A 26,789-nucleotide genomic window follows, 5' to 3' on the forward strand; every position below is an offset into this window, starting at 1 on the left:
GTCTCAGCTAGCGGGCTCTGGTGAGGCAAGTTGAGCCAGAGTGGCCAGGGCCCGTCTCTTGTGAGGGACGCGCGGACTCGCTTCGACGGCCAGAACGAGCAGCCGGAGCTTGATGCCGAGCTCTTCCCGTGCCAGGAGACGCTTCAGCGCAGGTAGAGCCCGGTCAGTTTCCACATGGAGGGCGATGTCAGCTGCGGTCCGAAGCGGGCTGCTGACCAGCATTCCTCCCAGGCTGACGACGTCCATCTGACCTAGCCGGACTTCGTGCAGGGTGCATGCGATGCTGCCCCGCATGCTGGAGATGCGGTGTTTCGCGTCAACCAGCAGAGACAGGTGCTCGGGTGCTTTGGCGCAACCGTAAATCCACGCTGCTGTGAGCCGACCGGCGACAACCTTGGTTCGGATGCGTTCCGGGAGTGTAAGGGCCGCTGCGCGGGCTCTGAGGCGGTGGGTGACAGTCACACCAGGTGAGGCATAACTCTTCCCGTAGAGGGGCAGCAGGATGCCATCGAATGCCATGCCCTGCAGTTCGTTCCACGAGAAGATGCGGCTGGGGGAATAGAGCTCGGATATGACCGGCTCCTGCAATTGGGGGGCGGTAACAGCGAGGACCATTCACCGATCATTCCGCGTGGCCACCTTACGAGTACAGGCTCCGCCCGGGTTATGTGGATAACCCGGGGCGGAGCCTGCAGAAAAAGTGCCTTCTCAGAAATCGCTAAGCGAGGTCACTGGCGGAGCGCTGGATCTGATCGAGCCATGCTTGACGTGCTTCCAGGGCTTCGCGCGCGGCCTTGATCCGGCGCTGGTCGCCGGCCTTTTCAGCCTTCTCCAGATCGTCCTTGAGGCCCGCAATGGCTGATTCGAGCTGTGACAAGGCGCTGTTGGTGCGGGCCTTGGTTTCCGGGTTGCTCCGGCGCCACTTGTCTTCCTCGGCCTCACGGACAGCGTCTTCAACCTTGCGAAGCCCGGCTTCGATCCTGCCCATATCGGCGCGGGGAACCTTGCCGGCATCTTCCCAACGGTCCCGGATTGACTGGAGGGCCTTCTTGGCAGCGTTGAGGTCGTTGATGGGCAGGAGTGCCTGCGCTTCAGCCACCAACTGTTCCTTTACGGCCAAATTCGCCGTGTATTCCTGGTCGATCTGGTCATTGGCGGCCTGGCGGTTGCTGAAGAAGACGTCCTGGGCGGCGCGGAAGCGGCCCCACAGTGCGTCATCGTCCTTGCGGCTTGCCCGAGGAGTGGTCTTCCACTGGTCCATCAGCCGGCGGTACTCGCCTGCGGCGAATCCCCAGTCAGTGGAGGTGGAGAGTGCTTCGGCCTCTGCGATGAGGGCTTCCTTGGCGGACTTTGCAGCGGAGTTATTGCTGTCCAGCTGGGAGAAGTAGGCGCGGCGGTGACGATCAAAGACCGTCCGAGCCGAACGGAAGCGCTTCCACAGAGCATCTTCGTTGCTGCGACCGAGCCTGACCCCGCTCTTCTGCGCGGCCTTCCACGTTTCAAACAACTCGTTCATTCGTGCGCTGGAGGTCTTCCATTGGATCTGCGCGGGGTCCTGACCGGCAATTGTCTCAGCTTCGGCAACGATTGCTTCGCGTGCTGCGAGCTCACTGGCGCGCACTGCGTCGTGGGCGGCTTTCTCCGACTTTTCCAGTTCAACGATCTGGGCTGACAGAGCATCCAAGCGGGCCTCGGCAGCACGGATGTCGCCCACCATGTTGCGCTCCGCGAGCTGCTCACGCAAGTGTGTGACCGTCTTCTGCATGTCCGTGGCAGGGGCCTTTGACTCCACGCGGTGTTCGAGCAGAACAACCTGCGCAATGACGTCGTCGAACTTGCGGGCGAAGTAGCCGAGTGCCTCGTCCTTGCTGACGCCGGGGTACTGACCAACGGCGATTTCTTCGCCGTCCAATGTCAGGAACACATGGCCGTCACCCTCGGCGCGTCCCCATTTGGCTGCCTCGGCGAGCGAGGCCGCGGAAACCGCGGGTGCAGCAGGAACGACGGCGGCGGGAGCCTTGGGGCGGGCAGCGAAAGCAGCGGGGGAGGGCGCCGGCGACGGCGTCGGACGAGGAGCAGCCGGTGCTGCGGGCGAGGCGGTCGGCGCTTCCTCCGTGATCTCCCCGGCAGTCGGAGCTTCCTCGGCTGCCTGAGCTGACTCGGCTGCGTCGTCGGCCGGAGGTTCCCCAGCCACCTGAGCTGCCTCGTCGGCTGGAGCGGCTGCGTCTGCCTGAGGTGCCTCGCTGGCTGGAGCATTCTCCCCGGGAGCCGGCGCGCCGGAACCGTTGTTGCCGGTTGCCTCGACGGCTTCTTCGTTGGCCACTACTGCTGTTTCGTCGGATTTCTGACTGTCTGTCACCGCTAAAAGTCTTTCGCTTGGAGGGAACTGCTCAGGTAATGCACTCCGGGCCGGGCCTGGAGCTGGTTACTTCAGAGAAAACGAGTCTATCGTGACAGGTGCCACAGGGGCGCCGTCGCTGGCGTTTTCACCGGGTTTAAGGCCTGCTGCCGCAATCTTGGCAACGACGTCCAGGCCGCTGGTCACCTTACCCACCACGGTGTAACCGCCGGCAGTGTCAGCCGGAATGGTGGTGTCCTTGTAGACGATGAAGAATTGGTGTCCGTTGCCGTAAGCGTTGTTGCCGGTACGTGCCACGGCAATCGTCCCCGCGGGGTATTTATTGTCCGCGGGAGTATTTTCCAGTGGGCCCCACCGGTAATTTCCGTCTTCGGACCCGTCTTCGGTCTTGGCGCCGCATTGAAGGAGTCCGAATGTTTCGGATGTGGTCAACCGGTGGCAGAACGCTCCATTGTAGTAGCCGGCGTCGCTGAGGGACTTGAAGACGGCAGCAGCCTGCGGAGCCGCAGTTCCGTTCAGTTCGATGCCGAGTACGCCACTGTTCAAGGCGAGTTCGCCGGTGAAGGTCTTTCCAGCAGCCGTTTCCGGGCCGGGTACGTCGGCGCTGTTCGATGCTGCCGGGGAAGCGGACGGTGAGCTGAGCCCTGCTTCGGCAGCGGCGAACTCCGCCTCGGTGGGGTTGGAGCTGAAGACTGTCAGTTGCAGCACTACGGCCAACACAACCGCCACGCCGGCTGCACTCGCGGCGATGGTGTTGTCGCGTTTGCGTCGCTTGCCCTGTTCCTGCCGCAGGGCACGCTTGGCTTCCATCTGCCTGATGCGCCGTTTCGCTTCGCGGTCATCCCGCGACCTTGTTGCCAAGAGTCCTCCTGATTGTGTTCACTTTCGAAGGCTGCCCACAGGAACCGGGCATGCTGCATTAGATGTGCACGCGCGGAAAGCATAAACTGGCTGCCGCACATAGTTTATGCATGACCGGCTGGACGCCCGCCCTGTAAACGCCGAAAAGGTGTTTAAAGCTGCGGTGCGATGCCAGCGTCAGCTTTCTTCGAGGAGACTTTTCCACCATGGCACGTACCGCCTCCCTGTCCGGATTCCCCGAGTGGCTTCCCCAGGAGCGGTTGGTGGAGCTCCATGTGCTGGATACGCTCCGGAAGACGTTTGAACTGCACGGCTTTTCTTCCATTGAGACCCGTGCGGTTGAGACAGTGGGCCAGCTGCTGCGCAAAGGCGAGATCGACAAAGAGGTCTACGGCCTGAGCAGGCTCCAGGACGATGAGGGTGAGGACGCCACATCGAACAAGGCCGACCCTAACGCCCTGGCCCTCCACTTCGACCTGACCGTCCCCTTTGCCCGCTACGTGGTGGAGAACGCGGGGTACCTGGCATTTCCCTTCCGCCGGTATCAGATCCAGAAAGTCTGGCGGGGGGAGCGGCCCCAGGAAGGCCGCGCACGTGAGTTCACCCAGGCAGACATCGATGTTGTGGGCGACGGCGAACTGCCGTTCCGCTACGACGTCGAAATTGCGTTGGTGATCGCCGAAGCTCTGAGCGCCCTGCCGATCCCGGACTTCCGGCTCCGGATCAATAACCGCAAGCTGGCCGAAGGCTTTTATCGCGGCATTGGGCTCACTGACACGGCCGGGGTGCTGCGCAGCATCGACAAATTGGAAAAGATCGGCGCCGCCAAGGTGGCTGAGCTGCTGAAGAGTGAGCTCGGAGCCACGGACGAGCAGGCTGCACTGGCGCTGGAATTGGCTGGCATCCGAACGGAAGACACCTCATTCGTGGAACGAGTGCGTGCACTTGGAGTCAAGGACGACCTCCTGGAAGAGGGCCTGAATGAGCTTCAGCAGGTTATTGAGGCTGCCGTCCAGCGGGCCCCTGGCAAGGTTATTGCCGACCTCAGCATTGCCCGCGGCCTGGACTACTACACCGGAACCGTTGTTGAGACGGTGCTCGTGGGCCACGAGCAGCTGGGGTCCATTTGTTCCGGAGGCCGCTACGACGCGTTGGCGAGCAAGGGCAACCGCAAGTTCCCCGGCGTCGGCCTTTCCATTGGCGTGACCCGACTTGTGTCCCGCATCCTCAGCCAGGAATTGGCCACGGCCTCCCGATCGGTGCCCACGGCGGTGTTGGTTGCCTTGAACTCAGATGACAGCTGGTACGCGGCGCAGGACATCGCCGCCCAGTTGCGCGGCCGCGGCATTGCCACGGAAGTTGCCGCCAAAGCGGAGAAGTTCGGCAAGCAGATCAAGTTTGCGGACCGTCGCGGCATTCCGTTCGTGTGGTTCACCGACGACCACGGCAAGCACCAGGTCAAGGACATCCGCTCCGGCGACCAGGTAGACGCGGACCCTGCGAGCTGGGCACCGTCGGAAGAGGATCTGCACGTCCGGATCACCACGGCCAGCTAGGCGCCAACCACTGTTCCCTGGTTGTGGCGGGAGCCTTAGCCGGGGCGGGTAAACTCGGACGGGACCGCTTTGCAGCGGTCCCTCTAAATTTCATGCTGAAAGGAATGCTGTGCTGCGCACACATGACCTCGGATCCCTTCGCTCCGAGCACATTGGACAAACCGTTACCCTGGCCGGCTGGGTGGGCCGCCGCCGTGATCACGGTGGCGTTGCATTCGTTGACCTGCGTGATGCCTCCGGTGTCGCCCAGGTGGTTGTCCGTGAGGAAGAGGTCTTCCACGGCCTTCGGAACGAGTACGTGCTGCAGGTGACGGGTACCGTCAACAAGCGTCCTGAAGGCAACGAGAACCCGGCTCTGGCCACGGGCGACATCGAGGTTATCGCGGACAACGTTGTTATCCTCAACACCTCCGAGCCTCTCCCGTTCCAGATTGACGAGCACGTGGAGGTCGGCGAGGAAGCCCGGCTCAAGCACCGTTACCTTGACCTTCGCCGCCCTGGCCCCGCCCGCAACATGCGTCTGCGTTCCGAGGCAAACCGTGTGGCGCGCGAACTCCTGCACCAGCGTGGCTACGTGGAAATCGAGACCCCGACGTTGACGCGTTCGACGCCGGAAGGCGCCCGTGACTTCGTTGTTCCGGCGCGTCTTGCCCCGGGCTCCTGGTATGCGCTTCCGCAGTCGCCCCAGCTTTTCAAGCAGCTCCTCCAGGTGGGCGGCTTCGAAAAGTACTACCAGATTGCCCGCTGCTACCGCGACGAGGACTTCCGCGCGGACCGCCAGCCGGAATTCACGCAGCTGGACATCGAAGCCAGCTTCGTTGACCAAGATGATGTCATTGAGCTCGGTGAAGCGATCGTCAAGGCGTTGTGGCAGCTGATCGACGTCGAGATCCCCACGCCGATCCGCCGCATGACGTACCTGGACGCCATGGCCAAGTACGGCTCAGATAAGCCTGACCTGCGCTTCGGCGTCGAGCTGACTGAACTGACCGAGTTCTTCAAGGACACCAACTTTGGCGTCTTCAAGGCACCGTACGTTGGCGCCGTGGTCATGCCGGGCGGTGCTTCCCAGCCGCGGCGTACCTTGGACGGCTGGCAGGAATTTGCCAAGCAGCGTGGTCACAAGGGCCTGGCCTATGTCCTCTTCAAGGAAGACGGCGAATTGGCTGGCCCGGTGGCCAAGAACCTTACTGACGCCGAGCGCGAAGGTCTGGCGGACGCCGTTGGCGCCAAGCCCGGCGACTGCATCTTCTTCGCCGCCGGCGAGAAGTCCGCAGCCCGCGCCTTGCTCGGTGCTGCGCGAGTGGAAATCGGTCACCGTACCGGCCTGATCGATCCCAAGGACTGGGCTTTCGTCTGGATCGTGGACGCGCCCATGTTCGAGCCTGCTGCCGCTGCTGTTGCCTCTGGCGACGTCGCGGTGGGTGGGGGACAATGGACGGCTGTTCACCATGCCTTCACCTCGCCCAAGCCGGAGTTCCTGGACACCTTTGATAAGGACCCGGAGTCCGCTCTCTCCTACGCCTACGACATCGTCTGCAACGGCAACGAGATCGGTGGCGGTTCCATCCGTATCCATGAGCGCGAAGTGCAGGAACGCGTCTTCCAGCTCATGGGCCTGGACAAGGAAGACGCTGAAACCAAGTTCGGCTTCCTGCTGGAAGGCTTCAAGTACGGCGCGCCTCCGCACGGTGGAATGGCCTTGGGCTGGGACCGTGTGGTTGCTTTGCTCGCCGGAGTGGAGTCCATCCGCGACGTCATTGCCTTCCCGAAATCGGGCAACGGCTACGACCCCCTGACAGCTGCGCCGGCACCGATCACTCCCCAGCAGCGCAAGGAAGCGGGCGTCGACTTCAAGCCCGAGGCCAAGCCTGCCGCCAAGCCGGACACGAAGTCCGAGTAAACGGTAGCCAAAGGCTCTCCACCACGGTGGGGGGCCTTTGGTGTTCCCGCCGCCGAAACCCTCCTGTTGACGAAAAGGTGCCGCTGAATGGTGGAGCAAGCATTTTTGGAATCCCTCATGGACAAGGCCTGGCCTGCGCTGGAACGTGAGGATACGGGGGAGTGGGTCCTGCGTGCTTCGGGCGGTGTGACCCAGCGGGCCAATTCGGTGTGGCCAAGGAACCCTGCCGGTGGGCAGGAGGAAAGCCCGGGCATGGCGCAGTCCGTACGTGCTGCGGCGGAGTGGTACCGGCTTCGCCGGATTCCCTTGATCTTTCAGGTCTTTGACGACTCCCGCAGCGCCGCCCTTAATGCCTACCTGGATGGACAGCGCTACACGCGGCAGTCGGCAACGAAGATCATGGTCCGGGGCACGGAATCTCTGCCGGTGGACTCCTCCGGCCGGGACGTTGAAATCACTGATGAACCATCCGAGGAATGGCTACGGGTGTGGTGGGCCGTCGACGGCCGCGGAGGCGACGCTGAACTGTCGGTCGCTCACAGGATTTTCAGCGCCTGCCCTGCGCTGTACGCACTGGTGAGGGACGACGACGGCGTCCCCGCCGCCGTAGGACGACTCGCCTTGGTTGGTGGCTGGGGCGGGATTTACAGCATGGCGACGTCAACAGGGCACCGGAGGCGCGGATACGGGACCACGGTTCTGGCGGCGTTGTTGAACGCCGGGACCCATCAAGATCTTGAGGGATTCTGGCTGCTGGTCACCGAGGCCAATCACGGAGCACAGCGGCTTTACTCCCACGCCGGTTTCACTGACTACGGCAGCTACCTGTACCGGCAGGCACCTCTGAGGCGTGCGTCCAGCGGCTGCTAGTTCCGGGGCTGCTCCTCCGCCTGGTGTCAGGCCGGCGGATCAGTCACCGTAATGCGGACGGCGCAGGCGTCGGCAGCGCACTTTGCCAGCACTGATGCCTTTGGAGCCTGAACGTCCAGGAAGGCCAGGCGGGTACGCCCGGCAATGGCGCCAAGGAGGGGCTGGGCAAGAACCTGATCCACCAGTGCGCGGTCGCCGCCCGGGACAATGTACTCAACGCGGTGATCGTTGAAAATGCGCGCAGCGTGTTCTGCCGTGGCCTTGGCGTCGAGGAATCGGTTGCCGCTCTTCGAAGCGAGGATGGCGGACCCGCCAGCGGCGGCCAGGGCGTAACCGCCCTTGCGTACCAGCAGCAAGCCAAGCCCGCGTTCCTGGGCTGCCAGCGAAGCCATGCGGGCCACTTCGGTTGTTCCCCGGCCAGGACGCCCGTCGGCGGGCCAGGGTGGCTTCAGGAGCGCACTCGCACCATCGGCCGCCCTCAGAAGTACCCCGCCGTCGTCGAGGTCTTCGCCAACAGGACCATGGCTCGCCACAAAACGGTCCACCCAGCCCTGCAACCTGTCCGCGGGTACCAAAGCGGTCCGGCTGCCGGGCCTCTGACGAGGGGCAGATGATCGGCGATCCACGTCGATGTCTCCTTTGCTGGAACTATGAGTAGCCTATCCATGTGGAAGATCTCTTTGGTGCCGGTGCGGTGGATGACGACGAGTCCGAGGATCTGCCCGTGTCAGGGGGTCCCTCCGATGCTCACTGGATGGCTTCCCAGCGGAGTCCGCTCGCCGTCAGAATGCGCCCGCGTTCTCTTGACGAGGTAGTGGGGCAGCAGCATTTGCTGGGGCAGGGTTCGCCGTTGAGGCAGCTGGCCGCGGGTGCTGATGCCGCAGGCCCGGCGGGCCCAAGTTCGGTCATCCTGTGGGGTCCACCCGGCACTGGAAAGACGACGCTCGCCCATGTCATTGCTCGCGGACCGGGGCGTAAGTTCGTTGAATTGTCTGCCATCACCGCCGGCGTCAAGGATGTTCGCCGCGTTATGGACGATGCCTTGACTGCCCGCGACCTCTACAAGAAGACCACCGTGCTCTTCCTCGACGAGATCCATCGTTTCAATAAAGCCCAACAGGATGCCCTGCTCCCTGGTGTGGAAAATCGTTGGGTGGTGCTGGTGGCGGCCACCACGGAAAACCCGTCCTTCTCCGTGGTCTCGCCACTCCTGTCCCGCTCGCTACTGCTCACCCTGAAGCCGCTCACCGATGACGACATTTCGGGTTTGCTGCAGCGGGCCGTCGCTGACGCCCGTGGCCTTGCCGGCCGCGTTGAACTCAGTTCCGAGGCGCTGGACCATTTGGTCCGCCTCTCCGGAGGGGACGCCCGGAGGGCTCTGACAGCGTTGGAAGCCGCTGCCGGAGTAGCCTTCGGTGACTCAGCCGCCGTCGAGATTTCCGACGACGATGCGACAGGAACTGATGAGTTCAGCGACACCGACGGCGAAACCGGGCTCCCGAAGGACAGCCTTCCTGAGGCTCCCGTGCTGGTGGAGCTCCGCCACACAGAACGTGCCCTTGATGCTGCGGCCGTTCGCTACGACCGCGCCGGCGATCAGCACTACGATGTGGCCAGCGCGTTCATCAAGTCCATTAGGGGCTCGGATGTCGATGCTGCTTTGCATTATTTGGCGCGGATGCTTGAAGCCGGTGAGGACCCGAGGTTTGTTGCACGGCGGATCGTGATCTCCGCTGCGGAAGATATTGGAATGGCCGATCCCACGGCGCTGCAGACCGCGGTGGCCGCAGCGCAGGCAGTGCAACTGATCGGCATGCCGGAGGGCAGGATTGTGCTGGCTGAGGCGGTGGTTCACCTGGCCACAGCACCCAAGTCCAACGCCGCGTACATGGGTTTGAACAAAGCCGTGGCAGATGTTCGTGCCGGATTCGGCGGTGGAATCCCCATGCACCTGCGCGATGCGCACTACCCGGGGGCAAAGCAGCTGGGTCACGGCAAGAGCTACAAGTACGCCCACGATGAACCACACGGCGTGGCAACCCAGCAGTATCCACCGGATGACCTGGTGGGTAAGGACTATTACCAACCCACTGGTAACGGAGCTGAACGCGATATCGCCGCCAGGCTGGAACGGCTCCGCAAAATCGTGCGCGGGGAGTAGGGCCCTGATCACGACGGCTGCAGATGATAGCCCTGCCCATGGTAGGCTTGATCCTTGTCTGGCATGGCCTGACGCACAACCCCTCTGAAGATTCCTTCAATAGAGCTGTGCGCCCGGGCTAGTAGCAAGAGGTAGCGGTTGGCCGATGCTCTCCCTGATGGAGGCCAGTAACACTGACACACCGCAGTAATTGGAAGGACACAAGTGGCTAACAACACTCGTGCTCGCCGTACCGCACGTCTTTCGCGTGCACTCGGCATTGCTCTGACCCCCAAGGCCGCCAAGTACATGGAGCGCCGCCCGTACGGCCCCGGTGAGCATGGCCGTGCCCGCAAGAAGCAGGACTCCGACTACGCCGTACGTCTGCGCGAAAAGCAGCGTCTGCGCGCCCAGTACGGCATCCGCGAAGCCCAGATGACCCGCGCCTTCGAAGAAGCACGCCGCACCAAGGGCCTCACCGGTGAAAACCTGGTTGAGCTCCTCGAAATGCGTCTGGACGCCCTGGTGCTCCGTGCAGGCTTCGCCCGCACCATCGCACAGGCCCGCCAGCTGGTTGTGCACCGCCACATCATGGTTGACGGCGTCCGCGTGGACCGCCCGTCCTTCCGCGTTGGCGAAGGCCAGCTCATCCACGTTCACAGCCGCTCCGAGGTTATGCCCCCGTTCCAGGTGGCAGCTGCTGGCGCACACGTGCTCAACAACGTGCCGGCATACCTGGACGTCAAGATTGACGCCCTCCAGGCCCGCCTGGTTCGTCGCCCGAAGCGCTCCGAGGTCCCCGTGATCTGTGAAGAGCAGCTCGTCGTCGAATTCTACGCTCGCTAAATTTCAGCAGCGCATACAGAGAAGCCCGTGGCACACGCCGCGGGCTTCTTTGTATGTAAGGTACCGGGCCAATATAGGTAAGGTACTGGGGGAGGCCTTGCCCAAAGCCCGGAATCGGCTGGTGCGAGGCAGCGAAACGATCCAAGGAGAAGAGTTCTATGTCTGGTGGCGACATCGCCGGCCTCATCGCAGCAGGAGTGTTTGCACTCCTCGTCCTGCTTTTGGCCGTGCCCATTTTGAAGCTGGGTGGCGTTTTTGACGAAGTGCGGACTTCCATCCGTTCCATCAGCGATGGCGCCACGCCCCTGATGGATGAAGTGACTGCCACGGTGACCACCACCAACCAGCAGTTGAAGAAAGTTGACGGCATTGCCTCCAACGTCTCTGATGCCTCGGCCAACATCTCCGCGTTGTCCTCGCTTGTAGCAGCAACGGTAGGTTCACCCTTGATTAAGGTGGCTGCCTTCAGCTACGGCGTCCGTTCGGCGTTTGCTGGACGCCGCACCACCTCCTCCGGCCGCCGCAGCCGCTGACCCAACCAGCCGCTTCCCCAATCAGCCGCTGAACTACAGGGAGACCTCATGAAACGAATTGTGTGGATGGGCATCGGCGTCGCCATCGGCGTCATCGCCTTCCGTAAGATCACCGAAGCCCAGGCCAATCTTGGTCCGGAAGGGCTGAACCGGGCTGTTGGCCGGATGGCTGATGGCCTGTTCGACTTTGCCGATGCCGTGCGTACGGGGACGCACCAACGCGAAGAGGAATTGCGGGCCGCGTTGGGTATCGACGACGCCGTATCGTCGCGGCGCTAGCGGAGCGGTTCGCCCCCGCGCCCTCAACAGGGCAGAATGGAAAGCTGCGGAACGGCACCAGCCGGTACCGCGCACATCGTGTGCAGTGAATTGAGAAGGGTAAGTAATCAGCTAATGAAGTCGCAGGAGATCACCAAGCGCTGGGTGGACTTTTTTGTCAACAAGGGCCACACCGCCGTTCCCTCCGCGTCGCTCGTTTCCAGCGACCCGTCACTTCTCTTCACTGTGGCCGGAATGGTGCCTTTCATTCCCTACCTCACTGCGCGCGAAGAGCCTCCCTACAGCCGTGCCACAAGCGTCCAGAAGTGCATCCGCACCGGAGACATCGAAGAAGTAGGCAAGACTGCCCGCCACGGCACGTTCTTCCAGATGTGCGGCAACTTTTCCTTTGGAGATTACTTCAAGGAAGACGCCATCAAGTTCGCTTTCGAGCTGCTGACCACCAGCGTTGATGACGGCGGTTACGGACTTCCTGCCGAGCGCCTCTGGGTGACTGTCTACGAAGAGGATGACGAAGCCAAAGAACTCTGGCTCAAGAACACCGGCATTCCTGCCGAGCGTATCCAGCGCATGGGCAAGGCCGACAACTACTGGTCCACCGGACAGCCCGGCCCGGCCGGTCCCTGCTCTGAGATCTACTACGACCGCGGCCCTGCTTACGGCATCGAAGGCGGCCCCCTGGCCGACGAAACCCGCTACATCGAAATCTGGAACCTCGTGTTCATGCAGTACCAGATCGAAAACGTCCGCTCCAAGGTGGACTTCGACATCGTCGGTGAACTGCCGCAGAAGAACATCGACACCGGCCTGGGCATGGAGCGTCTTGCGATGATCCTCCAGGGTGTTGAAAACATGTACGAGACCGACCAGGTCCGTCCTGTGATCGATAAAGCCGCTGAATTGTCCGGCCGCGAGTACACCTCAGCTGAATCCCCGGATGATCCGCACCACACCGACGATGTCCGCATGCGCGTTGTTGGTGACCATATTCGTTCTGCCCTGATGCTCATTGCTGATGGCGTCGCACCGTCCAATGAAGGCCGCGGCTATGTGTTGCGCCGCCTGATTCGCCGCGCCGTCCGCGCCATGCGCCTGCTCGGCGTCGAAAAAGCCTGCCTGCCGGAGCTGCTCCCTGCCTCCCGTGACGCCATGAAGGGTGTCTACCCGGTGGTGGAGACCGACTTCGCGCGCATCAGCCGCATTGCCTACGCCGAAGAAAAGGCATTCCTGCGCACCATCGCTTCAGGTACGGCACGATTGGAAGATGCTGTAGCGGAGTCTAAGGCTGCCGGCGTTCCCCTTTCCGGTGCTGACGCCTTTGCCTTGCACGATACGTACGGATTCCCGATCGATCTGACCCTGGAAATGGCCGAGGAAGCCGGCCTCAAGGTGGACGAGGCAGGCTTCCGTGCTCTCATGCTCGAGCAGCGCCAGCGTGCCCAAGCCGATGCGAAGGGCAAGAAGGGTGGCCACGCCGACCTCAGCGCCTATCAGGAGCTTCTGGGTAAGGGCGAAACGGTCTTCACCGGATACAACGAACTTGAGGGCGAAGCAAAGGTCCGCGGCATCGTCAGCGGTGGCCGGCCGGTAGCCCACGCTTCCACCGGCGAGGAAATCGAGCTTGTCCTCAACGAGACCCCGTTCTATGCCGAAGCTGGTGGCCAGTCTGCTGACACCGGCCTCATCACCGGTGACGGGTTCGTGGTGGAGGTCCTGGACGTGCAGCGTCCCATCAAGGGGCTCAGCGTGCACAAGGCGATTGTCCGCGAAGGTGAGATCGCTTCCGATGCCTTGGTGCGCGCCGCCGTCGACCGTGAACGTCGTCACGCTGCTGAGCAGGCCCACACCGGCACGCACATTGTGCATGCTGCATTGCACCAGATCCTCGGCCCTGAAGCTACCCAGCGCGGTTCCTTCAACAAGGCCGGATACCTGCGCTTTGACTTCGCCTGGGGCGAAGGCCTCAGCACAGCAACGCGGTCTGAAATTGAAGAGGTCTCCAACATCGCCATCCGGAATAACTACCGGGTTGACACCAAGGTGATGGGGCTCGCCGAAGCCAAGGCGCTGGGCGCTATGGCTTTGTTCGGGGAAAACTACGGCAGCGAAGTGCGCGTGGTGGAGATCGACGGCGCGTGGTCCCGTGAGTTGTGCGGCGGTACCCACGTGGCAAATACGTCCCTGATCGGCAGCCTTTCCCTGCTGGGCGAGCAGTCTGTTGGCTCGGGAAACCGCCGTGTTGAGGCCTTTGTTGGCTTGGACGCCTTCCGCCATCTGGCGGCAGAGCGGGCTCTGGTTTCCGAGCTTACGGATTTGCTGAAAGTTCCATCCGGACAGCTTGCTGACCGCATCTCCAGCACCCTGAACAAGCTCAAGGCTGCGGAGAAGGAGCTTGATCGCCTCCGCAAAGAGCAGCTCGCCGCAGCGGCCGCAAACCTTACGGGTACTGCCAAGGATGCTGCCGGTGTTCGGGTTGTAGCCCACGACGCCGGCCAGGTGGGCGGCGCTGATGATCTGCGCAACCTTGCCCTCGATCTCCGCAATCGTCTTGGCTCGGAAGCCTCCACCGTGGCTGTTGCAGGTGTCAGCAATGACCGTCCCGTCATACTGATTGCCACCAACGAGGCTGCCCGCGAAGCAGGGGTAAAGGCCGGAGCGCTGGTGCGTTTGGCAGCAGGGATTCTCGGCGGCGGCGGCGGTGGCAAGGACGATGTCGCCCAGGGCGGCGGCACCGACGCTGGGAAGGTCTCTGAGGCCCTCACAGCGGTGGTGGATGCGATTGCCAAGCGCTGACGGTGGATTCCAGTTCTGACAGTGACGTCTACCCCCATGGCATCAAGCTGGGGGTAGACGTCGGTACCGTTCGGGTGGGTCTGGCCATCTGCGATCCGGACGGGATCCTGGCCACGCCGTTCAAGACGGTTGGCCGGGACAGCAAGAAAAATTCCGATGTGCGGGTAGTCGTCAAACACGCTGTCGAACTGCCGGCGGTACAGATTTTTGTGGGCCTTCCCCGCACCATGAAGGGCGAGGAACGTGCGTCCGCGCAGATGGCCATGGACTACGCAGATCTCCTTACCAGCGAGCTTCAACGTGCTGGTTTGGACGTTCCCGTAAACCTCGTCGATGAGCGACTTTCAACTGTTACGGCACACCGCAACCTGCACGAAGCTGGCATGAGCAGCAAGAACCACCGTAAAGTGGTTGATCAGGTTGCCGCTGCTGGAATACTGCAGCACGCAATCGACATGCAAAAAGCCAGAGGAACGGACGTTGGCCGCCGAGTGCAGGCACCGGTGCAGTCCGAAAAACCCAGCAGTGCCCCAACGCTGCGGGCTGCCTCCGGTAGTGAATCCGATTCTTCTAAGAGGGGACTGCAACTGTGAGCCCGGTCAACAACGACCCCTCAAGCGGTACCGCCGGCGGCGGTATGCCGCTCACCCGCAAAGAGCTGCGGGCGCGTGAACGATTCCTCGCCACGCAGAACCACAATGTGGTACCCGTTCCCGAAGCGACTCCGGGGGAGGCGACTCCCTCGGCGGAGGGTGAGCCCGAGTTGCCCCGACCAGTCCCTGCGGTACAGCCTGCCCCGGGGGTTAAGCCCGCCCCGGCGGATACTCCTGCCGCTGTTGCACCCCCAACGCCTGTGGCACCGCCAACGCCAGTTGCACCGCCGACTCCAGTTGCACCGCCAACGTCCGCAGCGTCCCCGTCGCAGGCCCAGTCGCCTGTTGTTGTGGCTGATGATGCCCCGGTTCATATGGTTGAAGCGCACGATGAGCCCTATGGGCATCAGCAGGACCGCCAGCAACAAGACGTCCAGGAACAACACGATCAGGAGCAACACGTCCCCTCTTTCGAGCAGGGCGGGGTTGATCACGGAGATACTCCGCACGGTAATCTTCACCCCGATGATGCCCATCACGGTGATGTGGAACATGAAGCCCTTTCGGCAGAGCATCCCGAAGCACACGCCGACGGCCACGAGTACGCTGAACACGATGCCCACTACCAGCTCGGCATCCATGACGAACTCCACAATGACGTTCTTCTTCATGACGAGCACCCCCACGACCTCATTGCCCCCGCGGCGAGTCCGGCGTCCAAGGCTGCCGCGAAAAGAGCCCGGCGTCGGCGTCGTGTTGTGGCTCTTCTGATCACGCTGGGTGTCTTCGTAGCCGCAATAGCCATTGGTGCGCAGTTCCTGAAGCCCTTGCTGGGCATGGACAAAGTGACCGATTACCCCGGCCCGGGCACGGGGTCGGTAACCATCACGGTGCCCGAAGGCTCCGGTCCCAAGGCTGTTGCAAACGATCTGGTTGCCAATCGTGTGGTTGCCGATTCCGATGCTTTCGTCAAGGAGTTCCTCAACGAAGGCGGCGAACTCTCGCCTGGATCCTTCACTTTCCGGACTGAGATGAAGAATTCGGATGCTGTGGCCGTCCTGGTGAACAAGGACGCATCCAAGGTGATGTACTTTGCGCTGAGCGCGGGCCTGCGTATCAATGAATCCCTGGAGGCTATCTCCAAGGGTTCGGGCATTCCCATGCAGGAGCTCAACGCCTTGAATCAGGCACCCGGGCAGTTTGGTGTTCCCGCCAAGGCCAAGAGCCTGGAAGGCTTCCTTGCCCCCGGCGAATATCGGTTCGAACTCGGTACGTCCGCCAAGGACATCATCCGGAAGTTGGTGGCCACCACCCTCGATGAACTCAAGGCCCAAGGCGTTACCGACCCCGCCAAGCAGTACGACACCGTGACCATCGCCAGCATTGTTCAGGCCGAAGGTGGTCAGGCGGACTATGGAAACGTGGCTGGAGCAATTTACAACAGGCTCAAGCCCAACAACGTTGAGACCAGCGGCCTGATCCAGTCTGATGCCACGGTGACGTACGGTCTGGGCAAGAAGTCGTTCCACCTCACCGAGGAGGAAAAGGCTGATAAGTCCAATGCCTACAACACCTACGCCAACGTTGGGCTTCCGGTAGGGCCCATTGGCTCGCCGGGCAAAACGGCCATTGATGCTGCGGCCAAACCCACCCAGAACGATTACCTCTACTGGGTGACCATCAACCTGGACACCAAGGAGACCAAGTTCTCCAAGACGTTGGCTGAGCACAACACCTATGTTGAGCAGTACAACGCGTGGTGCCAGGCTAATGCGGGACGGTGTGTGTGAGTCGTCGTGCCGCAGTCCTGGGGCACCCGATTTCACATTCGAAGTCTCCGGCACTGCACTGCGCAGCTTACGCAAAGTTGGGTGTGGACATCGACTACTCGGCGATCGACGTCACTGTTGAGAGGCTCCCATCGTTCATGGAGTCACTTCGCGGTGATGACGCTTGGTGCGGCCTTTCAGTGACCATGCCGTTGAAGTCTGCCATGGTCAAGGAAGTGGACGAAGTCCGCGGCGCCGGCGCCCACCTTGGTGTCATCAACACAGTCGTTTTCGAGCACGACGCCGGACAGGTGCGTCGGGTGGGGTACAACACTGATGTGGCTGGCATCGTCGAAGCGGTCCGCTATGCGGGCGTGGTTGCCGCACCTCATGCGGCCATCCTTGGTGGTGGCGGCACGTCGGCTGCGGCCGTTGCTGCTGCGCAGCAACTTGGCGCCCACCACGTTGACGTTTTCGTTCGTGATGCGGGACGGGCCGGGGATGCGAGAGCCGCCGCGGCCGCCGTCGGAATTTCCCTTGCCGTCCGGCCCTTGACGGAAGCGGCATCAGCTGTGGCCGGGACGGACCTGGTCATCTCCACGTTTCCACCCCGTGCCGCCGATTCCTTGGCGGAGGAGCTGGCGGCGCTGCCCGGCAGCGGCGCCGGCGTCCTGCTGGATGTCGCTTACGATCCCTGGCCAAGCCGTCTGGCGGAAGTGTGGCAACGCCATGGGGGAGCGGTGGTCCCGGGCCTGGAGATGCTGATGTACCAGGCGGCCGAGCAGATCAGGCGCTTTAGCGGCTGTGACGTCGACGCCGCCGTCATAGATGTGATGTGCGACTCAGTCGGGCTTCCCCGGCGAGTGTTCTAGACGCCCTACATGGCAGGATTGGTTATATGTTGCGTTGGTTGACTGCCGGTGAATCCCATGGTCCGGCCCTGATCGGAATTGTTGAAGGCGTGCCTGCCGGTGTTGAACTCACCAGCGGGCAGATTCGTGACGCGCTGGCGCGTCGCCGCCTGGGCTATGGACGTGGTGCCCGCATGAAGTTTGAGCAGGACGAGGTCACCATCATGGGTGGTGTCAGGCATGGTCTTACCCAAGGCGGCCCTGTGGCCATCCAGGTTGGAAACACCGAGTGGCCCAAATGGGAGCAGATCATGTCTGCTGATCCTGTGGACCCTGAAGTCCTCGCCGATCAGGCCCGCAACGCACCGCTGACCCGTCCACGCCCTGGGCACGCAGATTTTACCGGTATGCAAAAATACGGCTTTGACGAAGCCCGCCCGGTCCTCGAGCGTGCCAGCGCGCGCGAAACGGCCACACGCGTGGCCCTTGGTACCGTTGCCGCCCAGTTCCTGAAGCAGTTGGGCATCGAGCTGGTCAGCCACACCGTTTCCATTGCCAGCGTGACTGTCCCCGAGGGCAGGCCCCTGCCGTTGCCGAGGGACGTCATAGCCCTCGACGCCGACCCCTTGCGATGCTTCGACCGCGAGACCTCTAATGCGATGGTGGCAGAGGTGGATGCCGCGCACAAAGAAGGCGAGACGCTGGGAGGCGTGGTAGAGGTACTGGCTTACGGGCTTCCGCCGGGACTGGGCAGCTACGTCCACTGGGATCGTCGACTGGACTCCCGTCTGGCCGCCGCGCTGATGGGCATCCAGGCCATCAAGGGCGTGGAAGTAGGCGATGGATTCCTGACGGCGGCCCGCCGTGGATCTGCTGCCCATGATGAGATCCTCAAGGATGACAACGGCAAGATTGTTCGCCAGACCAACCGGGCCGGTGGCATCGAGGGCGGCATGAGCATTGGTGAAGTGCTTCGCGTCCGGGCTGCCATGAAGCCGATCGCCACAGTTCCGCGCGCGTTGCGCACCATTGACGTCAGCACCGGGGAGCCTGCAAAGGCACATCACCAGCGCTCTGATGTTTGTGCCGTGCCCGCGGCCGGCGTTGTGGCCGAAGCCATGGTGGCATTGGTGCTGGCTGAGGCTGTGGCCGAGAAATTCGGTGGTGATTCTGTGCCTGAGACCCAGCGCAACCTGCAAAGCTACCTTGAAAGCATCCCGGCTACCTTGGACACGGTCGGCCGGTAGTGGTCCGCTCTATCCCGGATGGCCGGCCCATAGTTCTGGTTGGACCCATGGCCGTCGGAAAATCGGCGATAGGTCAGCAGCTGGCCCATCAGATGCGTCTGCCTTTTGTGGACACTGATGCTGTGGTTGTTGCCGCCCATGGCAGCATTGCCGATATTTTCGCAGGCAGGGGAGAACACGCCTTCCGCGAGATTGAAGCGCGGGCTGTGGCCAAGGCCATCGAGTCCGCGAAGATCGATCCGGCCATTATTTCCCTCGGCGGCGGGGCAGTGCTCGACTCCGGGACCCAGCAATTGTTGGGGGAGTGCACCGTGGTCTATCTGGAGTGTGATGCGGAAACGGTCGCTGACAGAATTGCGCGCAACACCGGCCGGCCCTTGCTGCAGGGTGACGCCATGACCCGTTGGGAGGCCTTGTTCGCCACCCGACGTCCGGTTTATGAGCGTCTTGCAGACATTGTCATGGATGTCCGTACCGGATCCGTGGCTGAAATCGGCCTCCACTTGGAGGAGCGGCTGCTCCAGCATGCAGCCTTGAAAGAGGAAGTTGAAAAGTGAGCTCCGAAGCAACTGTCATCAAGGTGACCGGCCAGTCCGTTAATGAAAACTACGACGTCGTGGTGGGCCGGGGCCTGTTGGGCACCCTGCCGGCGAAGCTGGGCGAACGTGTCCGCCGCGTTCTGGTGATTCACCCGCGGGCGCTTCGCCTGACCGGCGATACTGTGCGGGACGAGCTCGAAGCTGCAGGCTTCACTGCGCTCACGGCCGAAATCCCGGACGCCGAAGAAGGCAAGCACATCCAGGTGGCGGCGTTCTGCTGGCAGGTGCTGGGTCAGAACGACTTCACTCGATCTGATGCCATCGTGGCTGTCGGCGGCGGTGCTGTGACTGACCTTGCCGGCTTTGTGGCTGCAACCTGGCTTCGAGGGGTCAAAGTCATCCATATGCCAACGAGCCTTCTCGGCATGGTGGATGCCTCGGTGGGTGGCAAGACCGGCATCAATACTGCCGAGGGCAAGAACCTGGTGGGCTCTTTCCACCCGCCGGCTGCTGTCCTGGCTGACCTTGACACTCTTCAGACCCTGCCGAAGAACGAGCTCATTTCCGGAATGGCAGAGGTGATCAAATGCGGTTTCATCGCAGATCCGGCCATCCTTGACCTCGTCGAAAAGAACACCGACGCCGTGATGGACCCCGGATCGGATGTTGTCCGGGAGCTTATCGAACGTGCCATCGCTGTGAAGGCGGAGGTCGTCTCCCAGGACCTGAAGGAATCGGGCCTCCGCGAAATCCTGAACTACGGGCACACCCTGGGCCATGCCATCGAACTCGTGGAACGCTACTCGTGGCGTCACGGTGCCGCTGTATCCGTGGGCATGATGTTTGCAGCCGAGTTGTCGCGAAGCGTTGGCCGTTTGTCCGACGCTGACGCCGACCGGCACCGCACTATTCTGGAAAGCCTCGGTCTGCCCACCACCTACCGCAAGGACCGCTGGCAAGGCCTTCTTGATGGGATGCGCCGGGATAAGAAGTCCCGTGGTGACCTGCTCCGGTTTGTTGTCCTCGATGGCGTGGCCAAACCGGGCATACTGGAAGTTCCTGACACCTCGCTCCTGTTTGCCGCCTACCAGGAGATCGCATCATGACCGTCACTCTTCGTGAAGGCGTCAGCGACTGGCCAACAGCCGGATTCCCGGGAGTCCGCCTGAACCCGGACACTTTGCTGCCAGTGGTTGTCAATGAGGAAGCCATGGAGTCCGCCCTTGCGGCCTCGGAGGACCCTGCAGATCGCATCATGGCCCTTCTTCTGGACAATCAGCCCAAGGAGGCAGCGGAGCTCCTGGCTGAGGCCCGCTACAAAGATCCGGAGTCGTTCCGGTTGAGGATTTTTGAGGCCGAAGTCCATCGGGCAACCAACCGGCTGGACCGTGCTGTCCAGTTGTTCAGGCACCTGTTGCAGGATGTCCAGGGCAGCCCGAAGGAAGCTATTGTGCACCAGTATCTTGGCCGGGCATATTTCGTCAGCGGCAACGCACTGGCAGCGTCCGAAGAATTCGCCAGGGCCTTGGACCTGCGAGTAGCCATGGCAGCTGATGCTGCGCTGATATATTCCTCAGCTGTTGCCCTTCAGAGGGCACGGAATGTGCTGGAACTCGCTTCCTGAAGCCGGGTGGAACACTCCCCGCAAGCCTTTGGCACATTTGCCGGTAGAATGGTTCTTGGATTTTTGATAAATACGCGCTGGCGGGCCGATTGGTACGCCTGCTTGGCATAGATAGCTGGCAGTCAGAACCAGTGCGATAACCAGAGGATACGAGTGGCAACCACAAACGACATCAAGAACGGGACCGTACTGAAGCTCGAGGGCCAGCTCTGGAACATCATCGAGTTCCAGCACGTCAAGCCAGGCAAGGGCGGCGCCTTCGTCCGTACCAAGATGCGCAATGTCATGTCCGGCAAGGTGGTTGACAAGACCTTCAACGCCGGCCTGAAGATTGAAACCGCTACGGTGGACCGCCGCGATTACCAGTACCTGTACCAGGACGGCGAAGACTTCGTGTTCATGGATACCCAGGACTACGACCAAATCACCGTATCGGGTGCCACGGTGGGCGACGCCACAAACTTCATGCTTGAGAACCAGATGGTCAACATCGCCATCCATGAGGGCACGCCGCTGTACATTGAACTGCCCCCGAGTGTTGTCCTCGAAATCACCTACACGGAGCCGGGCCTTCAGGGCGACCGCTCCTCGGCAGGCACCAAGCCTGCAACTGTCGAGACCGGTTACGAAATCCAGGTTCCGCTGTTCGTTGAGCAGGGCACCAAGGTCAAGGTCGACACCCGCGATGGCAGCTACTTGGGCCGGGTCAACGACTAGTGAGCGCACGCGGTAAAGCCCGTAGCAGGGCTCTTGAAGTACTTTTCGAGGCGGAGCAGCGTTCCGTTTCGGCTTTCGACGCGATGACAGCGCGGCGGGAGAAGACCGACCTTGTCATCAACCCCTACACGGTGGAAATCGTCGAGGGTGTTGTTTCCATGCAGGCAACCATCGATGAGTTCCTGCAGACGTACGCCCAAGGCTGGACGTTGGAGCGGATGCCGTCGGTTGACCGCATCATCCTCCGCATCGGCGCGTGGGAACTTCTCTACAATGACGAGGTTCCCGACGGCGTAGCCGTCAGCGAAGCTGTGGCTCTCGCGAAGACCATGTCCACGGACGAGTCGCCTGCCTTCATCAATGGGCTGCTTGGCCGGCTCCAGAAGCTGAAGCCCTCGCTCCTGGCATAAGGAGTTGTTGGCCGCTGAAGAACCCGCATCCACTGGATGCGGGTTCTTTTGTGTTTACTGGAGGACCGCTGCCCTAAGCGTTGGGATCTTCCTGAGGAGCTCGAACTCGTCATGCTGATGGACATGGACGTCGCGGCCGCTGAGAATCCGTTGGCGGGTAAATGCCAGGGCTGTGGCCCCTTTGATGAAGGCCCTCATCTGCGCACCACGCCCGCGCGAGGACGCCCACCCAATGGCGTGCCGTCGGCCTCGGGAGGTACCCAGCATCTCCACTTCTGCGGGAGTAAACCAGCCTGCCCGGGCATATTCGAGCAGCCGCTGGCGGGTCAGTTTTCCTTCAGCGACCCGGAGGAGGATGATTCCCACCGCTGCCACCAGGAAGATCGGTACCTGAACCACGAAGTACTCCACCAGGAAGTTCTGGCCCATGCTGTTCCACCGGTTGTGCAGGAACATCGCAGGCAACAAGCCGATGAAGAAGGCCAGGACCGCGTACCCCGAATGCCATTTGCGCGCAGCGAAACCCATGATCAGTCCGGTTGTACCCGTGAAAACTGCGTGCGCGAAGGGCGACATGACACCCCGGAGGATGAAGATCCGGATGAGGTCAGTGCTTGGATCTGATGATGAGGCTATTTCGCGGCCGAAGTAGAGGATGTTCTCCGTGAAGGCAAAGCCCGCGGCAATGGTGAAGGCAAACACCACCCCATCAACAGGTCCGTCAAAATATTTGCGTGCTGCGAGGATCAGGACCAGCAACCCCAGCGACTTGGTGAATTCCTCCACGATGGGGGCTTGGACCGTTGCCATGAAGTAGGTGAATGCTTCTTCGCTGGAGGTGGGAGCTGCAAGTGCGAAGAGCGGCTGGATAAGCAGTGTCCCGGCAATGGAAACCGCGGCACCCCACGTGAAAGCGAACCACAGGAGCCTTTTTGGTTCGGGTTCCCAGCGATCTATCAGGCGTACCGTCAGCAGCACTACGGAGAGTGGAATCAGTGAGGCAATGAAGCCGATGACAAACCCGCTGATGCCGGTGTTGCCGAGGAGAAACGGCACCACCAGGAACAGGCTGCCGAGGACCAGCACGGTTGCTCCGATGAGTAAAGGGAGCGTCCCCCAGGACCGGCGAGGCTGCGGCGCTGGCGGCATGGCCCAGGTTTGCTGCGGGAGGGTCGTCGGGTTGCCGGGGGCCGGTTGGTAATTACCGGGCTGGACGCGGCCAATCCACGTTGGGTTGGCGCCAGGTTCCAGGTAAGGACGCGGATAAGGTTGTCCGCCTGGTTGGCCGTGGTGGTTCATGGTCATGGGCACGAGCCTATTCCACAGCACGGAGTGTGAGCTTAAACTCACGCGTCACTGCGGTCCCCGGTGAGGTGGAAAAGGGGCGCTGTGGTAGTTTTGAAAAGCAAATATTCCTTTTTTAATTCCGTCCCGTGAGGCGGGGAAAGGGGAGACGAGCGATGACTGAAGTCACTTCAGCACACGTGCCGTCGCGGGTTGTCCTCAATCAGGCGGACATTGATCGTGCGCTCACTCGTATCGCCCACGAGATCCTCGAAGCCAACAAAGGCTCCCAGGACCTGGTCCTGTTGGGCATTCCCAGCCGCGGCTATCCCTTGGCTGTGCGGCTTGCCAACAAGATCGCTGCCGCGGACCCCACGGTTAACGCAGACACCATGGTTGGTCAGTTGGATGTCACCATGTTCCGTGACGATCTTTCCCATCAGCCCACCCGGCCACCACGCCACACCCGGCTCCCGCTGTCAGGCATAGATAACAAAGTTGTTGTCCTGATTGACGACGTCCTGTACTCCGGCCGGACCATCCGCGCGGCTCTGGATGCCTTGGTTGATCTTGGCCGCCCACGCATCGTCCGTCTTGCGGTGCTGGTGGACAGGGGACACCGTGAGCTTCCCATCCGGGCAGATCACGTGGGCAAGAACCTGCCCACTTCCTCATCGGAGAAGGTCCGGGTCCATCTCGAGGAGATCGATTCCGTAGACGGCGTGCCCGTCAACGAGGTTGTTATCGAGGCCGGTAAATGAAGCATCTTCTTTCCACCGAAAACCTCAGTCTTTTCGACGCCATCCGTGTTCTGGACACGGCGGAGGAAATGTCCGCCGTCGGCGAGCGTGAAGTAAAGAAGCTCCCGGCACTGCGCGGCCGGACGGTGGTGAACCTCTTCTTCGAGGACTCCACCCGTACCCGCATCTCCTTTGAGGCGGCAGCCAAGCGACTGTCAGCCGATGTCATCAACTTCGCTGCCAAGGGATCTTCGGTCTCCAAGGGGGAGTCCCTCAAGGACACGGCGCAAACACTTGCAGCCATGGGTGCGGACGCCGTCGTTATCCGGCACTGGGCATCCGGCGCACCGCACCGGCTTGCTGCCACCGACTGGATCGACGCAGCCGTCATCAATGCTGGCGACGGCACCCATGAGCACCCTACGCAGGCACTGCTGGACGCCTTCACCATGCGGCGGCATTGGTCGCAGGTCAACGGCATTGAGTCCACGGGGGCAGACCTCAAAGGCATGCGGGTAGCGATTGCCGGCGATGTCCTGCACTCGCGCGTTGCCCGTTCCAATGTGTGGTTGCTCAAGACCCTTGGCGCCGAGGTCACGCTCGTGGCGCCACCCACGCTGCTGCCCATCGGCGTCGAGCACTGGCCTTGCAAGGTCAGTTACAACCTGGACGAGACACTGGAAGCGGGCATCGACGCCATGATGATGCTGCGCGTCCAGGGTGAGCGGATGAACGCCTCATTCTTCCCTTCAACCCGCGAGTACTCCCGCCGCTGGGGGTTCGACGACGCAAGGCTCCGTGCGCTGGACGATCTCGGCATGAAGGACACCATCATCATGCACCCCGGCCCCATGAACCGTGGCCTGGAGATTTCCTCGGCAGCCGCCGATTCGCCGCGTTCGACCGTTCTCGCCCAGGTGCGAAACGGTGTCTCGGTCCGTATGGCCGCCCTTTACCTGCTGCTCTCCGGGGATTCCCGTGAAGCCGCCCCGAACTTTAGCCAGTCCAGCAAGGAGACCAACTGATGGCCGAGAAGACCTACCTGATTCGTGGGGCCGCCATCCTGGGCGGCGAAGCTGAAGACCTCTTGATCCGCGACGGCGTCATCGAAGCTCGCGGCAAGGACCTGTCTGCGGAGGACGCAACTGTCATCGACGCCCAGGGCCTCGTTGCACTGCCTGGCATGGTGGACGTTCACACCCACCTGCGCGAACCCGGACGTGAAGACGCCGAAACGGTGGAGACCGGCACCCGCGCTGCGGCGCTGGGTGGCTTCACCGCCGTCCACGCGATGGCCAACAGCAACCCGGTGGCGGACACTGCGGGCGTTGTGGAGCAGGTTCACAGCCTGGGACGGGCGTCCGGCTGGGTGGATGTACGTCCTGTTGGTGCAGTCACCGTGGGTTTGGCTGGGGAACAACTGGCAGAGCTGGGCGCCATGGCCGATTCCCGCGCCCAGGTCCGGATGTTCTCCGATGACGGCATCTGCGTTCACGATCCCGTCATCATGCGCCGCGCCTTGGAATACGTCAAAGCGTTCGACGGCGTAGTGGCCCAGCACGCGCAGGAACCGCGCCTTACCGCCGGGGCACAGATGAACGAAGGCGCGGTGTCGGCCGTGCTTGGACTGACCGGCTGGCCCGCTGTTGCAGAGGAAAGCATCATCGCCCGCGACGTTCTGCTTGCCCAGCATGTTGGTTCCCGCCTCCATGTGTGCCACGTCTCCACGGCGGGTTCCGTGGAGATCGTTCGCTGGGCCAAGGCCCGTGGAATCAATGTCACCGCCGAGGTCACTCCGCACCACCTGCTGCTCACTGATGAGCTGGTCCGCAGCTACGACCCCGTCTACAAAGTCAACCCCCCGCTGCGCACCGATGCCGACGTGCAGGCCCTCCGGGAGGGCCTGGCCGACGGCACCATCGACGTCGTGGGAACAGACCACGCCCCGCACCCCAGCGAGCATAAGGAATGCGAATGGGCGCAAGCAGCCATGGGCATGACCGGTCTTGAAACCGCACTGTCCGTGGTGCAGGAGACCATGATTGAAACCGGCCTCATGACGTGGGCTGATTTCGCCAGGGTTACCTCGTTCACCCCTGCAGTCATTGGGCGCGTCGCCGATCAGGGCCGTCCCTTGGAGGTTGGCGAACCTGCCAATGTCATCCTGGTGGACCCGGCTGCGCGTTGGACTGTTGACCCGCATAAAATGGCAACCATGGGCCGCAATTCACCGTTCAAGGGCAAGGAGCTGCCCGGATCCGTGGTGGCAACCTTCTTCAAAGGCCACCCCACGGTCCTTGATGGCCAGCTCAACACGCCGTACAGGTACCCGGCGGTCGGCAGCAACTAATGGACAACCAAACACTGACCGTGCTCATCACGGTGCCGCTGATTGTCGTCGTCCTGGCGATGATCTGGCTGGGATGGCGCAACAGGCTAAGGCGACAAGCCGACGTCGAACGCCTCCCCGAGGTGCCGAAGCAGCTGACGCCGGCCACGGTAGTGGCAGACGGCCAATACGTGGCCACCACAACGGCCGGCGATTGGCTGGACCGGATAGCAGTCCAGGGCCTGGGTATCCGCACCAACGCTGAACTGAGCATCCACGCCGAAGGTGTGCTGTTCGACCGAGCGGGTGCCGCTCCGGTCTTCATCCCGCGCTCAGCTCTGGTCGACAGCCGGGAAACCAATGGCATGGCCGGAAAATTCGTCGAAAAAGACGGACTCCTGGTCATCAACTGGAAGCTTGGCTCCCGGGAACTGGACACCGGATTCCGTTCCAGGCATGCAGCCGACAAGCAGCTCCTCCTCGAAGCCCTCCAAGAATTGATCTCCGCAGCCCCTCAGGCAGAAGCCGATAGTGGAAAGTAATAAA

At 62.1% G+C, this 26,789-nt stretch carries 26 protein-coding genes; 21 read left to right on the forward strand and 5 right to left on the reverse strand.

Annotated features, from left to right (window positions below):
- Positions 1–3 precede the first annotated feature (3 nt).
- The 3 genes from EU811_RS14565 to EU811_RS14575 form a co-directional block, all read right to left on the reverse strand.
- Positions 4–615, reverse strand: coding sequence for a hypothetical protein (locus tag EU811_RS14565; RefSeq protein ID WP_142939064.1), 612 nt, complete (start codon positions 613–615; stop codon positions 4–6).
- 103 nt (positions 616–718) lie between these two features.
- A complete protein-coding gene (locus EU811_RS14570; RefSeq protein WP_142939065.1) occupies positions 719–2,359 on the reverse strand; it encodes a DUF349 domain-containing protein in 1,641 nt (546 codons plus the stop codon).
- 66 nt (positions 2,360–2,425) lie between these two features.
- Positions 2,426–3,220 (reverse strand): peptidylprolyl isomerase, encoded by a 795-nt coding sequence (locus EU811_RS14575; RefSeq protein WP_187697179.1) that lies wholly within the window; start codon positions 3,218–3,220, stop codon positions 2,426–2,428.
- A 206-nt stretch (positions 3,221–3,426) separates the two neighbouring features.
- Between EU811_RS14575 and hisS the strand changes: the two genes are divergently transcribed.
- The 3 genes from hisS (at position 3,427) to EU811_RS14590 (ending at position 7,549) form a co-directional block, all read left to right on the forward strand.
- Complete coding sequence (hisS, locus tag EU811_RS14580) at positions 3,427–4,776, forward strand: histidine--tRNA ligase (RefSeq protein ID WP_142939066.1); 1,350 nt, start codon at positions 3,427–3,429, stop codon at positions 4,774–4,776.
- A gap of 109 nt (positions 4,777–4,885) precedes the next feature.
- A complete protein-coding gene (gene aspS / locus EU811_RS14585; protein WP_142939067.1) occupies positions 4,886–6,679 on the forward strand; it encodes an aspartate--tRNA ligase in 1,794 nt (597 codons plus the stop codon).
- A gap of 87 nt (positions 6,680–6,766) precedes the next feature.
- Positions 6,767–7,549 carry a GNAT family N-acetyltransferase gene (locus EU811_RS14590; RefSeq protein ID WP_142939068.1) on the forward strand — a complete coding sequence of 261 codons (783 nt, stop codon included), beginning with the start codon at positions 6,767–6,769 and terminating at the stop codon, positions 7,547–7,549.
- Between the two features lie 26 nt (positions 7,550–7,575).
- Here EU811_RS14590 and EU811_RS14595 read toward each other — a convergent pair whose 3' ends face one another.
- A complete protein-coding gene (locus EU811_RS14595) occupies positions 7,576–8,175 on the reverse strand; it encodes a Vms1/Ankzf1 family peptidyl-tRNA hydrolase (protein WP_142939069.1) in 600 nt (199 codons plus the stop codon).
- A gap of 41 nt (positions 8,176–8,216) precedes the next feature.
- Here EU811_RS14595 and EU811_RS14600 point away from each other — a divergent pair, with 41 nt between their 5' ends.
- The 14 genes from EU811_RS14600 (at position 8,217) to nusB (ending at position 21,890) form a co-directional block, all read left to right on the forward strand.
- Positions 8,217–9,710 (forward strand): replication-associated recombination protein A, encoded by a 1,494-nt coding sequence (locus tag EU811_RS14600; RefSeq protein WP_142939070.1) that lies wholly within the window; start codon positions 8,217–8,219, stop codon positions 9,708–9,710.
- 204 nt (positions 9,711–9,914) lie between these two features.
- Positions 9,915–10,535 carry a 30S ribosomal protein S4 gene (gene rpsD, locus EU811_RS14605; RefSeq protein ID WP_142939071.1) on the forward strand — a complete coding sequence of 207 codons (621 nt, stop codon included), beginning with the start codon at positions 9,915–9,917 and terminating at the stop codon, positions 10,533–10,535.
- A 158-nt stretch (positions 10,536–10,693) separates the two neighbouring features.
- A complete protein-coding gene (locus EU811_RS14610) occupies positions 10,694–11,068 on the forward strand; it encodes a DUF948 domain-containing protein (RefSeq protein WP_142939072.1) in 375 nt (124 codons plus the stop codon).
- 48 nt (positions 11,069–11,116) lie between these two features.
- Positions 11,117–11,347, forward strand: coding sequence for a hypothetical protein (locus EU811_RS14615; RefSeq protein ID WP_187697181.1), 231 nt, complete (start codon positions 11,117–11,119; stop codon positions 11,345–11,347).
- Between the two features lie 114 nt (positions 11,348–11,461).
- A complete protein-coding gene (gene alaS, locus EU811_RS14620) occupies positions 11,462–14,140 on the forward strand; it encodes an alanine--tRNA ligase (protein ID WP_142939073.1) in 2,679 nt (892 codons plus the stop codon).
- 2 nt (positions 14,141–14,142) lie between these two features.
- Entirely contained in the window at positions 14,143–14,733 is a 591-nt protein-coding gene (gene ruvX / locus EU811_RS14625) for a Holliday junction resolvase RuvX (RefSeq protein WP_142939074.1), read from the forward strand.
- Complete coding sequence (gene mltG / locus EU811_RS14630) at positions 14,730–16,523, forward strand: endolytic transglycosylase MltG (RefSeq protein WP_142939075.1); 1,794 nt, start codon at positions 14,730–14,732, stop codon at positions 16,521–16,523. Before ruvX ends, mltG begins: the two co-directional genes overlap by 4 nt.
- Positions 16,520–17,374, forward strand: coding sequence for a shikimate dehydrogenase (locus tag EU811_RS14635; protein WP_142939076.1), 855 nt, complete (start codon positions 16,520–16,522; stop codon positions 17,372–17,374). Before mltG ends, EU811_RS14635 begins: the two co-directional genes overlap by 4 nt.
- 26 nt (positions 17,375–17,400) lie before the next feature.
- On the forward strand, positions 17,401–18,600 hold the full coding sequence (gene aroC / locus EU811_RS14640; protein WP_142939077.1) for a chorismate synthase: 1,200 nt from the start codon (positions 17,401–17,403) through the stop codon (positions 18,598–18,600).
- Positions 18,600–19,157 carry a shikimate kinase gene (locus EU811_RS14645; RefSeq protein ID WP_142939078.1) on the forward strand — a complete coding sequence of 186 codons (558 nt, stop codon included), beginning with the start codon at positions 18,600–18,602 and terminating at the stop codon, positions 19,155–19,157. The genes aroC and EU811_RS14645 overlap by 1 nt, the downstream gene beginning before the upstream one ends.
- Complete coding sequence (aroB, locus tag EU811_RS14650; protein ID WP_142939079.1) at positions 19,154–20,245, forward strand: 3-dehydroquinate synthase; 1,092 nt, start codon at positions 19,154–19,156, stop codon at positions 20,243–20,245. Before EU811_RS14645 ends, aroB begins: the two co-directional genes overlap by 4 nt.
- Positions 20,242–20,763, forward strand: a complete 522-nt coding sequence (locus EU811_RS14655; protein WP_142939080.1) for a tetratricopeptide repeat protein — start codon at positions 20,242–20,244, stop codon at positions 20,761–20,763. The genes aroB and EU811_RS14655 overlap by 4 nt, the downstream gene beginning before the upstream one ends.
- Before the next feature lie 153 nt (positions 20,764–20,916).
- The gene (gene efp / locus EU811_RS14660) at positions 20,917–21,480 is read left to right on the forward strand and encodes an elongation factor P (RefSeq protein ID WP_011774957.1); all 564 of its coding nucleotides are present in this window, start codon (positions 20,917–20,919) and stop codon (positions 21,478–21,480) included.
- On the forward strand, positions 21,480–21,890 hold the full coding sequence (gene nusB / locus EU811_RS14665; protein ID WP_011774956.1) for a transcription antitermination factor NusB: 411 nt from the start codon (positions 21,480–21,482) through the stop codon (positions 21,888–21,890). The genes efp and nusB overlap by 1 nt, the downstream gene beginning before the upstream one ends.
- A 54-nt stretch (positions 21,891–21,944) precedes the next feature.
- Here the strand turns inward: nusB and EU811_RS14670 are convergent, their stop codons facing one another.
- On the reverse strand, positions 21,945–23,195 hold the full coding sequence (locus tag EU811_RS14670; protein ID WP_208095851.1) for a PrsW family intramembrane metalloprotease: 1,251 nt from the start codon (positions 23,193–23,195) through the stop codon (positions 21,945–21,947).
- Positions 23,196–23,350: 155 nt separating this feature from the next.
- Between EU811_RS14670 and pyrR the strand changes: the two genes are divergently transcribed.
- From pyrR to EU811_RS14690, 4 genes are read left to right on the forward strand one after another with little or no spacing between them, the layout of a single operon-like run.
- The gene (gene pyrR, locus EU811_RS14675) at positions 23,351–23,935 is read left to right on the forward strand and encodes a bifunctional pyr operon transcriptional regulator/uracil phosphoribosyltransferase PyrR (protein WP_024816826.1); all 585 of its coding nucleotides are present in this window, start codon (positions 23,351–23,353) and stop codon (positions 23,933–23,935) included.
- Positions 23,932–24,939: an aspartate carbamoyltransferase catalytic subunit gene (locus tag EU811_RS14680; protein WP_142939082.1), complete on the forward strand. Its 1,008-nt coding sequence runs from the start codon at positions 23,932–23,934 to the stop codon at positions 24,937–24,939. Before pyrR ends, EU811_RS14680 begins: the two co-directional genes overlap by 4 nt.
- Positions 24,939–26,264: a dihydroorotase gene (locus EU811_RS14685; RefSeq protein WP_142939083.1), complete on the forward strand. Its 1,326-nt coding sequence runs from the start codon at positions 24,939–24,941 to the stop codon at positions 26,262–26,264. Before EU811_RS14680 ends, EU811_RS14685 begins: the two co-directional genes overlap by 1 nt.
- Positions 26,264–26,785 carry a PH-like domain-containing protein gene (locus EU811_RS14690; RefSeq protein ID WP_142939084.1) on the forward strand — a complete coding sequence of 174 codons (522 nt, stop codon included), beginning with the start codon at positions 26,264–26,266 and terminating at the stop codon, positions 26,783–26,785. Before EU811_RS14685 ends, EU811_RS14690 begins: the two co-directional genes overlap by 1 nt.
- The last annotated feature ends 4 nt before the right edge of the window (positions 26,786–26,789 follow it).

Source organism: Arthrobacter sp. TS-15, from assembly GCF_006964045.1.
Classification (GTDB): Bacteria; Actinomycetota; Actinomycetes; order Actinomycetales; family Micrococcaceae; genus Arthrobacter.

What these genes read in the sequence shown, in the direction of transcription:
- EU811_RS14565 (WP_142939064.1), bottom strand. Translation starts at nt 615, where the DNA reads ATGGTCCTCGCTGTTACCGCCCCCCAATTGCAGGAGCCGGTCATATCC.
- hisS (WP_142939066.1), top strand. Translation starts at nt 3,427, where the DNA reads ATGGCACGTACCGCCTCCCTGTCCGGATTCCCCGAGTGGCTTCCCCAG.
- EU811_RS14590 (WP_142939068.1), top strand. Translation starts at nt 6,767, where the DNA reads ATGGTGGAGCAAGCATTTTTGGAATCCCTCATGGACAAGGCCTGGCCT.
- EU811_RS14610 (WP_142939072.1), top strand. Translation starts at nt 10,694, where the DNA reads ATGTCTGGTGGCGACATCGCCGGCCTCATCGCAGCAGGAGTGTTTGCA.
- EU811_RS14615 (WP_187697181.1), top strand. Translation starts at nt 11,117, where the DNA reads ATGAAACGAATTGTGTGGATGGGCATCGGCGTCGCCATCGGCGTCATC.
- alaS (WP_142939073.1), top strand. Translation starts at nt 11,462, where the DNA reads ATGAAGTCGCAGGAGATCACCAAGCGCTGGGTGGACTTTTTTGTCAAC.
- aroC (WP_142939077.1), top strand. Translation starts at nt 17,401, where the DNA reads ATGTTGCGTTGGTTGACTGCCGGTGAATCCCATGGTCCGGCCCTGATC.
- EU811_RS14655 (WP_142939080.1), top strand. Translation starts at nt 20,242, where the DNA reads ATGACCGTCACTCTTCGTGAAGGCGTCAGCGACTGGCCAACAGCCGGA.
- EU811_RS14670 (WP_208095851.1), bottom strand. Translation starts at nt 23,195, where the DNA reads ATGACCATGAACCACCACGGCCAACCAGGCGGACAACCTTATCCGCGT.
- pyrR (WP_024816826.1), top strand. Translation starts at nt 23,351, where the DNA reads ATGACTGAAGTCACTTCAGCACACGTGCCGTCGCGGGTTGTCCTCAAT.
- EU811_RS14680 (WP_142939082.1), top strand. Translation starts at nt 23,932, where the DNA reads ATGAAGCATCTTCTTTCCACCGAAAACCTCAGTCTTTTCGACGCCATC.
- EU811_RS14685 (WP_142939083.1), top strand. Translation starts at nt 24,939, where the DNA reads ATGGCCGAGAAGACCTACCTGATTCGTGGGGCCGCCATCCTGGGCGGC.
- EU811_RS14690 (WP_142939084.1), top strand. Translation starts at nt 26,264, where the DNA reads ATGGACAACCAAACACTGACCGTGCTCATCACGGTGCCGCTGATTGTC.